The organism is Campylobacter sp. RM12640 (genome assembly GCF_020137595.1).
Lineage (GTDB): Bacteria > Campylobacterota > Campylobacteria > Campylobacterales > Campylobacteraceae > Campylobacter_E.
The window spans coordinates 1-14,197 of record NZ_JACGAU010000004.1; the positions used below are offsets into that span (position 1 = coordinate 1).

Annotated in this window: 12 protein-coding genes; 5 read left to right on the plus strand and 7 right to left on the minus strand. The window is 25.9% G+C overall.

The annotated features are described in order from the left end of the window. Nucleotides 1-314: 314 nt before the first annotated feature. The 7 genes from AVBRAN12640_RS01970 to AVBRAN12640_RS02000 all read right to left on the minus strand — a co-directional run bounded on the left by AVBRAN12640_RS01970 (nt 315) and on the right by AVBRAN12640_RS02000 (nt 8,475). On the minus strand, nt 315-857 hold the full coding sequence (locus AVBRAN12640_RS01970; protein WP_336612949.1) for a tyrosine-type recombinase/integrase: 543 nt from the start codon (nt 855-857) through the stop codon (nt 315-317). Nucleotides 858-943: 86 nt separating this feature from the next. Then, the gene (locus tag AVBRAN12640_RS01975) at nt 944-1,360 is read right to left on the minus strand and encodes a hypothetical protein (RefSeq protein WP_214117182.1); all 417 of its coding nucleotides are present in this window, start codon (nt 1,358-1,360) and stop codon (nt 944-946) included. Then, nucleotides 1,357-2,607: an adenylosuccinate synthase gene (locus AVBRAN12640_RS01980; protein ID WP_214117184.1), complete on the minus strand. Its 1,251-nt coding sequence runs from the start codon at nt 2,605-2,607 to the stop codon at nt 1,357-1,359. The genes AVBRAN12640_RS01975 and AVBRAN12640_RS01980 overlap by 4 nt, the downstream gene beginning before the upstream one ends. After that, on the minus strand, nt 2,594-5,011 hold the full coding sequence (locus tag AVBRAN12640_RS01985) for a hypothetical protein (protein WP_336608655.1): 2,418 nt from the start codon (nt 5,009-5,011) through the stop codon (nt 2,594-2,596). Before AVBRAN12640_RS01985 ends, AVBRAN12640_RS01980 begins: the two co-directional genes overlap by 14 nt. Further along, nucleotides 5,004-7,226 (minus strand): efflux RND transporter permease subunit, encoded by a 2,223-nt coding sequence (locus tag AVBRAN12640_RS01990; RefSeq protein WP_336608654.1) that lies wholly within the window; start codon nt 7,224-7,226, stop codon nt 5,004-5,006. The genes AVBRAN12640_RS01985 and AVBRAN12640_RS01990 overlap by 8 nt, the downstream gene beginning before the upstream one ends. 44 nt (nt 7,227-7,270) lie before the next feature. Then, nucleotides 7,271-7,813, minus strand: a complete 543-nt coding sequence (locus tag AVBRAN12640_RS01995; protein WP_214117190.1) for an MlaC/ttg2D family ABC transporter substrate-binding protein — start codon at nt 7,811-7,813, stop codon at nt 7,271-7,273. After that, nucleotides 7,810-8,475, minus strand: coding sequence for an MlaA family lipoprotein (locus AVBRAN12640_RS02000; protein WP_336608653.1), 666 nt, complete (start codon nt 8,473-8,475; stop codon nt 7,810-7,812). The genes AVBRAN12640_RS01995 and AVBRAN12640_RS02000 overlap by 4 nt, the downstream gene beginning before the upstream one ends. A 61-nt stretch (nt 8,476-8,536) precedes the next feature. Between AVBRAN12640_RS02000 and AVBRAN12640_RS02005 the strand changes: the two genes are divergently transcribed. The 5 genes from AVBRAN12640_RS02005 to AVBRAN12640_RS02025 all read left to right on the plus strand — a co-directional run bounded on the left by AVBRAN12640_RS02005 (nt 8,537) and on the right by AVBRAN12640_RS02025 (nt 13,660). Further along, a complete protein-coding gene (locus AVBRAN12640_RS02005) occupies nt 8,537-9,232 on the plus strand; it encodes a molybdenum-dependent transcriptional regulator (protein ID WP_336608652.1) in 696 nt (231 codons plus the stop codon). Nucleotides 9,233-9,347: 115 nt separating this feature from the next. After that, nucleotides 9,348-10,517: a 2-C-methyl-D-erythritol 2,4-cyclodiphosphate synthase gene (gene ispF, locus AVBRAN12640_RS02010; protein WP_336608651.1), complete on the plus strand. Its 1,170-nt coding sequence runs from the start codon at nt 9,348-9,350 to the stop codon at nt 10,515-10,517. Further along, nucleotides 10,498-11,364 carry a response regulator gene (locus tag AVBRAN12640_RS02015; RefSeq protein WP_336608650.1) on the plus strand — a complete coding sequence of 289 codons (867 nt, stop codon included), beginning with the start codon at nt 10,498-10,500 and terminating at the stop codon, nt 11,362-11,364. The genes ispF and AVBRAN12640_RS02015 overlap by 20 nt, the downstream gene beginning before the upstream one ends. Next, nucleotides 11,345-12,511 (plus strand): sulfate adenylyltransferase, encoded by a 1,167-nt coding sequence (locus tag AVBRAN12640_RS02020; protein ID WP_214117211.1) that lies wholly within the window; start codon nt 11,345-11,347, stop codon nt 12,509-12,511. Before AVBRAN12640_RS02015 ends, AVBRAN12640_RS02020 begins: the two co-directional genes overlap by 20 nt. A 9-nt stretch (nt 12,512-12,520) precedes the next feature. Next, a complete protein-coding gene (locus AVBRAN12640_RS02025; RefSeq protein WP_214117213.1) occupies nt 12,521-13,660 on the plus strand; it encodes a tetrahydrodipicolinate N-succinyltransferase N-terminal domain-containing protein in 1,140 nt (379 codons plus the stop codon). Nucleotides 13,661-14,197: the final 537 nt, after the last annotated feature.

The window sequence follows — 14,197 nt, forward strand, 5'->3', positions numbered from 1 at the left end:
GCCATAACTCACGCCCTTTCTTATTCTCTCTTAGATTATTTAGCTTTAGATTTAATAAACTTAAAGATATAGCCTTTAAATGCGTTTAATTATGCTTTAAATCGTTAAAGGGCTAATAAGAAAGGTAAATATTGTTTTTAGTAGATTTTTGAAATAAATGGCGTTTTTATGCGTTTGTGGTGTTAATGCTAACGCATTAACTAGAGCAAAAACGCTTTGCGTTTTTATTGCTACGGCTTAAAAGGGATTACCTTTTAAGCCTTTATGGGGGTTTCCCCCATACCCCCAAAGTATAAAGCATAAATTAGTAAAAATTAATTATTGTTATTTAAAGGAGTTATAACGCTTTCTAAAATGCTATTAATTACTAATTTTGAAAGGTTTTTATTGCGTGTTAAGTAGCCGTGTGTAGTTGTAATGTTTGAATGTCCTAAGGTAAGCATTACGCTTTCCATACTAAGCCCTAGATGATTAATAGCGTAAGTTCCTATTAAATGCCTTATGTCGTGAAGTCTCATTTTTGGTAAATTGTTTTTATTTAAAAAATTATTCCAAGCTCTACGCAAATCTATATATTTATTTGCCGTATCTGGGTTTGTGAAAACGAAATCTTCTTCGGAATTGAAAAAAGTCCATTCAAAATGTAGTTTTAATCTATCTTTTAAAAGTGGTGTTAATGAATATTCCATAGTTTTAGAGATTTTACAATTTTCGGAGCGTATTATATAGCTTTCGTTTTTAAAATCTATATCTTTCCACTTAAGGCTTAATACTTCGTTTTTTCTTCTTCCGTATAAAAAAATATTACTATATTTATCTTTATTATTAACAATGGCTTTAATTATATTCTTTTGAATATCGGTTGTATATCTAAAATAAAGCTATTTTTAGTTTATAGCCTTATTTTAATAAACTATCGAATATCTTACTAAAAACCTTAAACTTAATTTATATCTTGATTAGCTGCAAAAAATCTCATTGTTGCAATTTCATCTAACTCTAATGCTTGTTTTTTTTCAAATTCTTTTTTCTTTTTTTTAATTTCTTCATCGTGTAAGTATTTTATTTTCTCATAATCTAGCGAAGCTTTTTTATACAAATGAGTAAAATGCACTATCTCTTTTTCACATAAACTAATTTTTTCTAGTAATTCTTTTTGTTTATTTAAATTAAAAAAAATCGCTTCATTTGCTAATTTTATTTCAAGTATAGTTTTTGGTTCTGGATATGTGTCTAATTCTTTTTTTACTAATTCAAATTCTTGTTCAATTGCAGTTTTTTTAAGTTTTGCTTTATTTAAAGCAAGCTCTGCATTTTGTAAAGCTTGCTTTTTTACACTTAATATTTGTTTAAATTTCATAAAATGATTGTATCTTCACGCTCAGGAGAAGTAGAAATCATTTTTATTTTTACACCAACTAATTCCTCAATTTTTGAGATATATTTTTTCGCATTTACAGGTAAATCATCGTATCTTCTAATTCCATAAATTTTACCAAAGCCATCAACACTTTCATAAATTGGTTTTACATTTTCTAAATCAGCTGGAACATAATCAATTATTTCGCCCTTATATTCATATGCTTTACAAATCTTAATACTATCAAAATTTTCTAAAACATCTAATTTCATTAAAGCAAGTTCACTAAGCCCATTTAATCTAGCAGTATATCTTACAGCTACTGCATCAAACCATCCGCAGCGTCTTTTTCTACCTGTGCTAACACCTATTTCTTTTCCTATTTCGCCTATTCTTTCGCCCTGCTCTGTTTTATCTTCTGTAGGGAAAGGTCCGTGTCCAACTCTTGTAGTATAAGCTTTTACTATTCCTATTGATTTGCCTGCTTCATAAGGACTTAATCCTAAACCACTTAAAGCTCCTGCAGCAATAGTTGTTGAGCTAGTTACATAAGGATAAGTTCCGTGGTCAATATCTAATAAACTACCTTGAGCACCCTCTAATAAGACTTTTTTATCTTCATCTAAAGCTTTCCATATAAGTCTTGTAGTATCACAAATAAATGGTGCTAACATTTCTTTATATCTTTTAAGATTAGCCAACAGCTCATTTGCATCAGGTGCATTTACGCCTAAAGTATCAAAATATGGTTTATTTATCACAAAATCTTTCAAAATTGCATTACAAAGTTTTTCAGGTTCAAGCAACTCACTTACTCTATGCCCACTTCTTGAAATCTTATCAGCGTAGCAAGGTCCTATTCCTTTACCAGTCGTTCCTATTGCATTATCACCTTTAAATTTTTCTTTAGCAATATCAATTTGTGCATGATAACTTAAATTAAGATGAGCTCTATCACTAATAAATAATCTACCTTCTAAATTATCAAATTGAGCCATTTCTGTAATCAAAACTTCAGGATTTAATACAACCCCATTTCCTATTACATTTTTACAACGATGATGTAAAATACCACTAGGCAATAAATGTAAAGCATAACGAACTCCATCAACCCAAATAGTATGACCTGCGTTGTGTCCTCCTGCACTCCTACATACAAAATCATAGTTAGCGCATAATTTATCTACAACTTTGCCTTTACCTTCATCTCCCCACTGAATACCTACTAATATGTCAGCTTTGCTCATATATATCTCCTATAAAAATATTATTTCCGTTTTCATACATTTGCATAATTTTATCTCTATTTTTTTCTTTCACTAAAGATACTAATCTACTCATATAATCTGCTTTAATAGCCAATTCTTCATTAGTAAAATCAAAATTTCTAATATTATTTAAGAATTTATCAAAATCTAAATTATCAAAAGATTCATTATTGTTAATTCTATTGCCAATTACTTTATAGTAATATTCGCAATACAAAATATCTAAATTCTCATTATTTACAATTCTATTTTTACAAAATACAACAAAATTATCCAATTCTGCTGGGTCGTATTCTTGTCTAAAAATTAAACAATATAAATTCTCACCTAAAGAATTCTTAGTTACAACATAGCTTAATTTATTAGGATGCAATATGTTATTAAAGTCTTTTAAATAAACAATATCCTTAATAGAACAAGTTTTGCCATCTAATATATTTGCAATAATTTTATCTTGTTCTTTTGCTAACAAGTCTTTTAAATATATCTTAGGTACATTTTGAGTATTTAATAAATTTCTTAGTTCTTTATTAGCACTAATACATTTAAATTCTTTATCAAATATACCTATGATAGAATTACTTTGTTTATAAATATCACTAAAAGATATAGGTTCTTTTATTTCATCTTCTAATATATCTTGTTTTAATAAAGCAAGATGAGCTGTTATGTTTAAAAACCTAGCTTGTTTACTATCATAATTATAATCTCTTGAAATATTAAAGCTAACTTTAAATTCTGCATATCTACCATTATTTTGTCTTAAATATAAATTTTGTTCAATTACTTTAGAATAATTTGTAAAACTATTATCTTTAAGATTTTTTAATTTTAATAAAAATTCAATATAAGCAGGATAGCTACTTTTATGTAAAAGCTCTTTAAAATAAGCATAACTTAAAGCTGTATAACCTAAAATTCTATCTATATTTTTACTACAACTTCTTATTTTTAACTTACCACCTTTAAGGGTAAAATTCATAGTAATAATGAAACTTTTTTCTAAAGCTTCATATTGAGATTTAATATTTTCATAACTTTTACTAACCATATTAGTATCTAAAATCATCAAAATATCATAGCAAAATCTCTCTGATCTCATAACGAATGGATATATTTTAACTTCTTTAAAGTCTTCTCCATTCACATAGTGTTCAGTTTGTATATAAAATCCTTGATTTTTAATAGAATTTTGCATATTGCTTGCAAAATTTATCGGGTCTATAATGGTATCTCTTTGCTCTTTTTTACCAAGCATATACAAATTCATTTTAGACATACCTGTAATTTTTTGATTATAAAAATCAAGTGCTGATTGATTTGCTTTAAAAATCTTAGCCGTAAAAGCATCAATCATTAGCATAGGAATTGTGCTTTTACTAAACATAGAGCTAAGTCTTTGTTCTAATTCTCTATATTCTTTTTTAATATCTTTATATTCAAGAACTGAAAATGCCGTTTGTTTTTGCAAATCTTCTAAATCAGAGCCTTCTATTAGCTCAAAATTTTGAAACTCATCAATATCGCTAGCACCTTGTAAATCATAGCAATACCTTACTTGTCTTACTAAACCATTTTCAACCAACATAGAATCAAGATAAGCGTTCCAAAAATACATAACTAATATTATTAGCAAAAATGCACTTAACACAAAATAATAATTAAAATACTCGCTTACAGATATAAAGCTTCTCACATTAAAGCCGCTATATTCTACTTCTTTAATAATATTGTCAGAATTACTTGCTGTTTGATAAATTCCAGATAAATACCAATAGTAACTAAACTCATTTACATTGACAGATAAATCTAATTTTGATTGATTACTTGAATACAAAACATTACCAAAAGAATCTACCAATATATAATCAGTATTAAATTTATTCACACTTTTTAAAAGTTCTTTTAAATCAAGCTTTGCAACCAAAAATGTATTTTTATTATTCTCTAATTTTTTTGCAAAATATATGCTACTTTGTAAGTCTTTAGTAGTAATTAATTCGCTAATATAAGTAGTTTTGCCAGTTAAATTCCTAGTATTAATTTCTATGAATTTTTTTAAAGGGTCAACTTCATCACTGCTAATTTTATCTAAAACTTCTCCATCTTCATTAAGATAATAAAATGCTGAAAATGTATTTAAGTCTAAATTTTTTAAACTAGGATTCATCTCAAGTGCTTTTGAATATAAATCTAGTCTAATTTTATGCTGTTTTATAGCATTTTGAATACTATGAGAAATCAATTTGTTATTATTAATTAGTTTATCATTGACTGTTGTAAAATTTACATAAAAACTAAAAAATAATACTAATACAAGTAAAATAAAAGTAATAAAAAAATTTTTTCTTAAAAGCCAAATTATATTATTAAACTTAAGCACTTAAATCCTTCTTTGATAATTCGTTTTTAAAATAACCCTTAAAATATAAACTAATTATAAGTGATGGTAATAAAAACAAAGAACCGCATAATAATAAAATCATAACTAAAACAGTCAGTAATCCAAAATAAATAGTAGGTGTAAAATTAGAGCTCATCATAAGACAAAATCCTAAAACAATAGTGCAAGTTGTATAATAAAGTGCTGAACCAATACTTTGATGACTTGCCCTAATAGCATCATTTAAATTCCTTTTTTTGATTTCTTCTTTAAATCTATGAACATAATGTATTATATCATCAACTCCAATTCCAATAGAAATTGCTGCAATTGTAATACTCATTAAATCAAGGCTTAGCCCGCTAAAAGCAATAATCGCAAACAATAATGAAATAGGAATCAAATTAGCAATTATTCCAATAATACTAAATCTTATATTTCTAAAAATTATTAAAAACAATGCAAATAAGCTAAGTATAACAAAATTAAGAGTATCTACTTGAGAACTTATAAGTGAGCTTAGCATATTGTTATAAAGCACCATAACTCCACTTACTTGAATATTTATATTATCATTTTTTGTAAGTTCTCTTAAATTATCATTTAAATCTTTTAAAAATTTAGCTCTTTTTAAAGTTTTATCACTATCAATCATTCTAATTGCTATTCTAAATTCTTTTGATTTTTCGTTGTAATATGGATAAATAATTTGCTTTTTAGTGCTTTCTTCAAGGTTATTTTGCAATATATTTAGCAAAAAGCCATCAATATCTTTACCATTATTCATAGATTTTGCAAAATCTAAAAGCGAATAAAGGCTTAAAACACTGCCTACATAATTTTGATTTTCTAAGAAATTATGAATTTTTTTTAGAATTTCTACTTTTGATGGTGTTAAATAGTACTTATCACTATTATCTAAAAATTCAGCAAACTCATCAGCTTGTTCATCGTCTTCATCGTTAAATTTAACAATTACATCTAACGGAAGCGTTCCACCTAGTTTTTCATCAATTAATAATAAACCTTTTTTAATATCACTACTATCTTTAAAATAATTCACAAAACTATTTTCAGCACTAAGCTTTGGAATTGAAACAATAGCAAAAACAACTATTATCAAGCTTACAAAATATACTATTTTTCTATGATTTATTGCAGTATTTGCACAAAACAATAAAAACTTAGGCTCTTTAGCAAAATATACATTTTTAAAATCTTTTTTTGCAAGTAACAAATAAGGCAAATATAAATAGCATAAAAGCAAACTAACACTAATACCAATGCTCATCATAACGCCTAATTCACTAATAGGTTTTATTCCTGAAAAAACAAGACTTAAAAACCCAACTACGGTTGTTAAAATAGCATAAAAGCTAGGTTTTGCCTTAGCTAATAATGTGTGTCTTACTTGTGTTAATCTATCTGTATTTTTATTAAAGTTTATAAGTTCTGAAAAATGAGATAATAAATGCACTATAACAGAAATTGTAATAATTAAAACCAATGCTACATAATTACTTGAAATAACGGTTATATTATAACCCAAAATCGCCAAAATTCCCGTCGTGCTAAAAAGAGAAATTAAGCATATAAACATACAAACAAATACAAAATACAAACTTCTAAAAAATATAAAAATAGCAATTGATAATAATACAAACAACCCTATTCCATAAACATATAAATCAGATTTAACATAAGTAATCATATCACTTGCAATAACGCTCATCCCACCTAAAATCAAATCATTATCAAGCGCAAATTGCTTTAATGTAACAATCAAATCATCTGGGTTATTTGCATATATTAAAAAATCAACAACAGAATAATCTTGGCTAATTAAATTCTTTAAATAGAATTTATTTTTACTTATTTCATCTTTAGCTTTTAATAAATTAGCTCCTTCATTTATACTTTTTCCATCACTTAAAAATAATGGAGCATTTAAAATACTAAGAACTGATTTAACACCATCTATTTTTAATAGTTTTTTCTCTATATTTTGAAGTTTTTCAATACTTTCAATACTAAAGACATCGCCTTGGCTTTTATAGGCTAATACTAAAAAATCTTGGGAACCAAAAGTTTTTATACTTTCATTAAATAGTTGTAAATCCTTATCATCTTCTAAGAAAAAGCTAGTTGATTTTGCTTCAACTTCTATCTTAGTAGAATAATATGATAACCCTAAACAAATTAATAGAGTTATCATAAAAACTTTTTTAGAATTTACAAGAAGAAAATTAATTATTTTATTCATTTAAGCTTTTCAAATAAGCCATTAATTCCACTCTGTTTTATAATATCTAAAAACTGAGCTCTATAACTAGCTATTAAACTTGTATTTAAAATATCAATATCATATAACTTACATTCGTTATTGATAATTCTAAACTTAAATATCATTTCTTTAACTTGTTCTTCATACTCAACTTTCATATTTGCCTGACATCTTTTATCATCTATATTAGTGCTTGTTAATTCAAGGCTACTACCTTTAACCAAATCAATTTTAGATGAAAAATCTTTTTTAAGTCTTTCTATAAAAATACTTTGAAATTCTGCTAATTTTTCAGCGCTTAACTCATTAGCGTTTTTTGAAAGAACTAATTTCGTCATTAATTCAATATCTAAATCATCTTTTAATAAATTAAATAAATCTTGTGATTTATCGTTGCTATCACCCTTAAAGATATCTTGTATTTTTGCAACATCTAAAACAATATCATCTTTAAAAGTATCAATTTTGTAAGCATATAAACTTGCTAAGCTTAAAGCTATTATTAATAATTTTTTCATTCTAATTCCTTTCGGTTTTTTTCATAAAAATCCCTTATTGTTACATAAGGATTTATACTTTTATAAGCTTCATTAATTAAAGCAGAATTACTACTTGTTTTATCAATCAGCCCAAAAGCAGAAACGCTAATACTAGCATTATTAGTTAAATAAAAACTAGGCTTTAAAGCATAATCAAACGGCAATGCCAAAGCATCTCTTACATTTGAAGGTCCTAAAAATGGTAAAACAATATGCTCTCCTGGTGGAACACCCCATCTAGCAAGCATCAAGCCAAAATCACTTTCTTTTTCATATTTAAAAGGTCTTAAAATACCACCTAAACCCAATGTGGTATTACCTAAAAATGCTCCTAATTCAGCAGTTCCTGATTTAAATTCTCCACTCAAGTATAAAGTAATAAATCTAAGCGGAGACCCTAAATTATGGAAAAAATTATTAACACCTTTTTTAACTATTGGAGGAGTGATAGTATTGTAAATATTGCTAAGTGGTCTTAAACTCATATTATAAACTGCATAATTAAAACTAGTAACAGCTTTATTGTAATTATAAAATTTATCTACTCTTTCTACTTGATTAAATTCTGCTTCAAAATCATCAATTTCGTTCGCAACTACTAGTGTAATCAAAGAAAGGATAAAAAATAATTTTTTTATCACAAAATTACTCCATATTTAGTATTTTTGGCAAATAATAACAAAAAAATATTAAGAACAAACTATGAAAATTAATCTAGAAATTGAATTTATTTTAAATGATAATGTAAAAATTACAAAAAAACATATATTGCTTTTACAACAAATTAAAACAGACAAAAGCATTAGCAAAGCTGCTAAGAATTTGAATATTTCTTATAAAAATGCTTGGGATAGTCTTGATGAAATAAGCAAAGCTAGTGAGTATAATCTATTTTCAAATACTTCAAGAAAAGAAGGAAGTAAATTAAGTGCTTTTAGTGAAAATATATTAAAAAAATATGAAGAGTTTTGCAAATTTAAAGCCAAACTCAATGATGATTTTACCTATAAACTATCAGCTCAAAATAAAATTAAGGCTAAAATAGTTGAGATTAAAAATGAGAAAAATTATATAAATCTAACTTGCAAATGCGGTGATGACTTAATAAAAGCAAATATTTCAGTAGCTGCTCTTACTGAATTAAATCTAAAATTATTTGATGAAGTTATATTAATAACAAAAATTAATTTTATAGAATTAGAAAATAATAAAGAAAATAGCTTTAATGCAATTATTCAAAATATAGATATTAAAGATGAGTTAATTTATTTTACATTAAATTTCAATAATCAAATCATCAAAGCAATTGGTAAAAAAAATAAATTATGTAAAAATTACTCAATAAATGATGTAATTCAATTTCAAATTCCCGCTAAAAAAATCATAGTATCTTTATAACTTGTTACGGAATGTAACAATTTTTAATTTAATTTATAAAAATGTTACATTTTAGATAAGATTTAAATAAAATTATGTTAAAAACTTACTCAAAATCATAATTTTAAGGATAATTATGTTGGATATAACGCTTATTTTATTGGCTGCAGGTAATTCTACTAGGTTTAATTTACCTTGTAAAAAGCAAAATTTATATATAAATAAATCCCCATTATGGCTATATTTAGCAAAAGAATTTGAGAAATTATATAAGTTTTCAAAAATAATAATTGTTTGTGATGAGCCTTGTTTTTATGAAGTTAAAGAGCCAAATTATATTTATGTTAAAGGCGGTAAAGAAAGATTTGAAAGTATTGAAAATGCTTTAGAAAAAGTAAATTCTCAATATGTGTTAATTACTGATGTAGCAAGAGCTTTTATCAATCCTAATGTATTAAACGAACTTATATTAAATGCTAAAAATTATGATTGTGTTTTTCCAGCTATTAAAATTGTTGATACAATTTATAATGAAGAAAAACAATGCTATTTAAATAGAAATGAACTAAGATTGGTTCAAACCCCACAACTTAGCAAAAGCTCTGCTTTAAAATCTGCGAATTTAAAAAATTTTACAGATGAAAGCTCGGCAATATTAGCAAATAACGGAACAATAAAAGCTATAAATGGAGATGAATTAAGCTTTAAAATAACTACAAAAAATGACTTGCAAAAATTAAAATTACTCAATCTAGCAAAGCCAAGTAAAGATATTTTTGTTGGATATGGATACGATGTTCATGAGTTTTGCCACTCTAATGTAGGGCATAAATTAGATGAAGATAATAAAAATGAAGAATTAATCTTAGCAGGTGTAAGACTAGGAAAAGAATATGCTCTAAAAGCACACTCTGATGGAGATGTATTAGCTCACGCATTTACTGATGCTTTATTTGGAGCTTGTGGCTTAGGAGATATTGGGGCTGCTTTTAGCCCTGATGATGATAATTATCATAACGCAAATTCTATGCAACTATTAAAACTTGCTTATGATAAATGCGAATCTTATGGATACGAGCTAATTAATGCTGATATTACAATATGTGCTGAAAAACCAAAACTCTTAAAACATAAACAAGAAATGCTAAAAAATTTAATCACTACCCTAAAAACAAGCAATATTAATATAAAAGCTACTACAACAGAAAAACTAGGTTTTGTTGGGCGATGCGAAGGTATAAGCGTAAGCGTAGTTGTTAATATGAAATTATTTGATTGGAGCGAGTATGAGAATATTAATAGTTGAAAATGAGATTTACTTAGCTCAAAGTATGGCTTTAAAGCTAAATGATGCTGGATATATTTGTGAAGTTGCAAATGATTTTAAAGATATAAAAAACAAATATTATGATGTTATTTTGCTATCTACTAATATAGATAATTTTTTAAAAGTTATTCAAAATCATAAAAATAGCGTTATATTATTGTTAGTTTCTTATGTGAGTAGTGATACAGTTAGTATGCCTATTGAAGCTGGAGCATATGATTACATACAAAAACCTTTTATGATAGAAGAACTTATTAGAAAAATAAACTATTTTTATGGCTACAACAAGCTAAAAGCTCAAAATACCGCACTAAGTAGCTATATAAAATCAGTTATTGATTCAAAATTTCATACAGCAAAAAGATTAGTATTTCCAACACTAATAAAAACAAATAAGCAAATCTTAGCAGATAGCTATGTTTTTAATTATGTATTTTCTCATAATGTAAATATTCATTTTACTGATTTAAGTAGCTCATTTAATCTAAATAATTTATTAGTAGGAGATAGAGATATTAGGTATTTTACAAATTTTCAAGTTTTAAAAGGCTCTAAATTAGAGCAAATTATCAAGCTTAGTAAAGGGCAAAATTTTATATTTCACACTAATGGAAATGCCGATATTGAAGGCTTTAACATAATTGAGCTAGAAGACAATTCAAATACACTAGCATTAGGAGAAATTCTAACAATTGATGATTACATAAAAAATATGATAATTCATTGGCAAAAAAGCTATTCTGATACAGAACTTAGTAAAAAATTAGGATTAAGCAGAAAATCACTTTGGGAAAAAAGGAGAAAATATGGAATCAATAAAAAATAAAATAAAAGAAATAAAAATTACTGAAAAAGAATTAAGTATATTAAGTTTAATTGAAATTAATTCTTTTAATACCAATGGATATTTACCAAATAAAGAAGAAGTTTTTAAGGAATTTAATTCCGCCACAATTGATAAAAATATATCAGCCTGTACTTTAGCTTTTTCTCCTAATTATGAATTAAATGATAATATTAAAAACTATCAATTTAACAATGAAATTACATTAATATTAAATGATAAAAAAGTAGGAAAAATCACTCAAGCAACTACTTTTGATAATGATAAAGCATATACAAATATATTTAGTGCAAATACTTGCAAATTAGATAAAGAATTAAATCCTTGCATAGCAGGAAAGGTTGAGATTTTTAATAATGAATTTAAAAAGGTAAAAACTGCTCTAAATAATAAAATCAAAAAAAATAATGCCAAAAAAATAACAGCCCTAATCCTAAATGCCGACCCAATCACAAGAGCACACGAAAGAATGCTAAGATGGACTATTGATAAGGCTGATTTAGTGATAATTTTCGTAGTTGAAGGATATGATACAAATTCTTTAAATTTTCAAGCAAAAAAAGAATGCTTTGAATACTATGCGAAAAACTTTTTACCACTTGAGAGAATTTTCCCTGTGTATTTAAAAAACATAGATTTATTTAGTCCTTACCTTGACCCAAATTACGAATGTTTATTGGCAAGTTCATTTGGTGCAAATAAGCTAGTAATAGGACAAAATCATCAAGGTTTAGGATTGTTTTATGATAATAATTTAGCTCATACAGCCATAGATGAATTATCTAAAAAAACAGGCTTAGAGCTAATAGTTTTACCTGAATTTGTATTTTGTAATAAATGCAATGTAATGGTAAGCACAAAATCATGCCCACACGGAGCTCATCATCACATAAAATATCGTTCATCAATGATTAGAGAAATGCTTCATTCAGGGCTAATCCCGCCAACCGTTTTAGTAAGAAAAGAAATATCAGCAAAGCTATTAGCACACTTACACCCTAATAGATTTAAAAATGTTCAAATGATTTATGATGGATTATTTCCAAGTAATGGTATTATAGAAAAACGAAGTGATGAAGACCTTTATAAAGAGCTAATTACTTTATATCAAACAAGTTATATGATTTAAGGAGATTTTATGAATAATTTTAATGAATTTTGTGAAAAAGTTCAAAGCGAAAAAGACTTTTTTAAACCACTTGCTTTTGCTTTAGGTGTTGGGTATTTCGGACAAAAAAGCAAAGAATTAATTTATATTGATTTTGCAAATGTAAATTATATGCAAAATTTCGGCACTTTTGCTGTGTATTTTAAAGAATTAGCACTAAATAATTACAAAAATGAAAGTGAGTTTTGTATCGAGCTTAAAGAAGAGCAAATCAAAAATATCTTAAAACATTTTGAATGCTTTGAAAACGATGGCAAAAGACACGAAAATATAATAAGTCTAAAAGCAGCTTTAAAAAATATAAAAAATGAAAGATTTTTTCTAGTTGCACTAAATAGTGATGAAGCACCTAAAAGCATTGCTAGTGTTTATTTAAAACTACATTTATTATCAAGACAATTCGTAAAACCAAGAGAGATTAATCTAAATGGAGCTTTTGGACTATTAAAAAATCTTGCTTGGAGCAATTCAAAACCTTATGAATTAGAATATTTAAGAGAATTTGAAGCTGAATTAAAATTTAGCAAAACTTATCCTGAAATTGATTTTGTAGATAAATTCCCAAGATATTTACAAACAATAATCCCAGCTGATAATACAAGGATTTTAGATACTTCTAAGGTTAGGTTAGGAGCACATTTAGCTAATGGAACAACGATTATGCCAGGTGCAAGTTATGTGAATTTTAACGCAGGAACTCTAGGTTCAGTAATGTGCGAAGGTAGAATTTCAAGCTCTGCAATAGTAGGCGAAGGTAGTGATGTTGGCGGTGGTGCAAGTATTTTAGGAGTATTAAGCGGGACTGATGGCACACCAATTAGTGTTGGTAAAAGATGTTTATTAGGAGCAAATAGTGTTACAGGAATAGTTTTAGGAGATGATTGTGTAATTGATGCAGGTATTGCAATTTTAGGTGGAAGCAAGGTTGAATTGTTATTATGTGATGGACTTAAGAATGCAAATCCTAATTTTAATTTTGATAAAAATGTTTATAAAGCTAAAGAATTATCAGGATTAAATGCCCTACACTTTAGACTAAACTCAACTAATGGAAAACTTCAAGTAGGCTTTAATAAAAAAGCAATTAAACTAAATAAAGATTTACATTAAAACTAAGAAATTACGAGAAATCGTAATTTCTAAATATCACTTAAAATATGTATTTTATTAGTATTAAATATAAACTTATAAATCAATAATAATATGCTTATAAAATTCTTTGAATTATAAGTTTATTTCTAGTTTGATATATAATTTTATGAATATAAAAGAATATAAAAACAAATTTATTTTACAACAACAATTGCTCTGCAATAAAAAATTTATAAATATTTTAATTAAGCAAATACAATCCATAAATTTGAATACTAATTTATTTTGTGAAGCTTTAAAATATCTTAGCTTAAATTCTCTTAAAAATTTTAATATCTGTTTTAATAAAAAATTCTATCAATTTTAACACATAAATTGATTTTAAAATCTATTTAGTAGGTTTTACAAAAATTATTAAATTACATTTTAAGGACTTTAAAAACATTTTATAAAATAAAAACCCTTTTTTATAAATCACTTATATTGTAAAAATTAAGCTCAAATAACGATTATAAATTTTGAACCTATATTATTTAAAGATATTATTTTTATTCG

Coding starts and splice junctions, on each gene's coding strand:
- AVBRAN12640_RS02025 (WP_214117213.1), top strand. CDS start 12,521: ATGAATAATTTTAATGAATTTTGTGAAAAAGTTCAAAGCGAAAAAGAC.
- AVBRAN12640_RS01980 (WP_214117184.1), bottom strand. CDS start 2,607: ATGAGCAAAGCTGACATATTAGTAGGTATTCAGTGGGGAGATGAAGGT.
- ispF (WP_336608651.1), top strand. CDS start 9,348: ATGTTGGATATAACGCTTATTTTATTGGCTGCAGGTAATTCTACTAGG.
- AVBRAN12640_RS01995 (WP_214117190.1), bottom strand. CDS start 7,813: ATGAAAAAATTATTAATAATAGCTTTAAGCTTAGCAAGTTTATATGCT.
- AVBRAN12640_RS02020 (WP_214117211.1), top strand. CDS start 11,345: ATGGAATCAATAAAAAATAAAATAAAAGAAATAAAAATTACTGAAAAA.
- AVBRAN12640_RS02005 (WP_336608652.1), top strand. CDS start 8,537: ATGAAAATTAATCTAGAAATTGAATTTATTTTAAATGATAATGTAAAA.
- AVBRAN12640_RS01975 (WP_214117182.1), bottom strand. CDS start 1,360: ATGAAATTTAAACAAATATTAAGTGTAAAAAAGCAAGCTTTACAAAAT.
- AVBRAN12640_RS02015 (WP_336608650.1), top strand. CDS start 10,498: ATGAGAATATTAATAGTTGAAAATGAGATTTACTTAGCTCAAAGTATG.
- AVBRAN12640_RS01990 (WP_336608654.1), bottom strand. CDS start 7,226: ATGATAACTCTATTAATTTGTTTAGGGTTATCATATTATTCTACTAAG.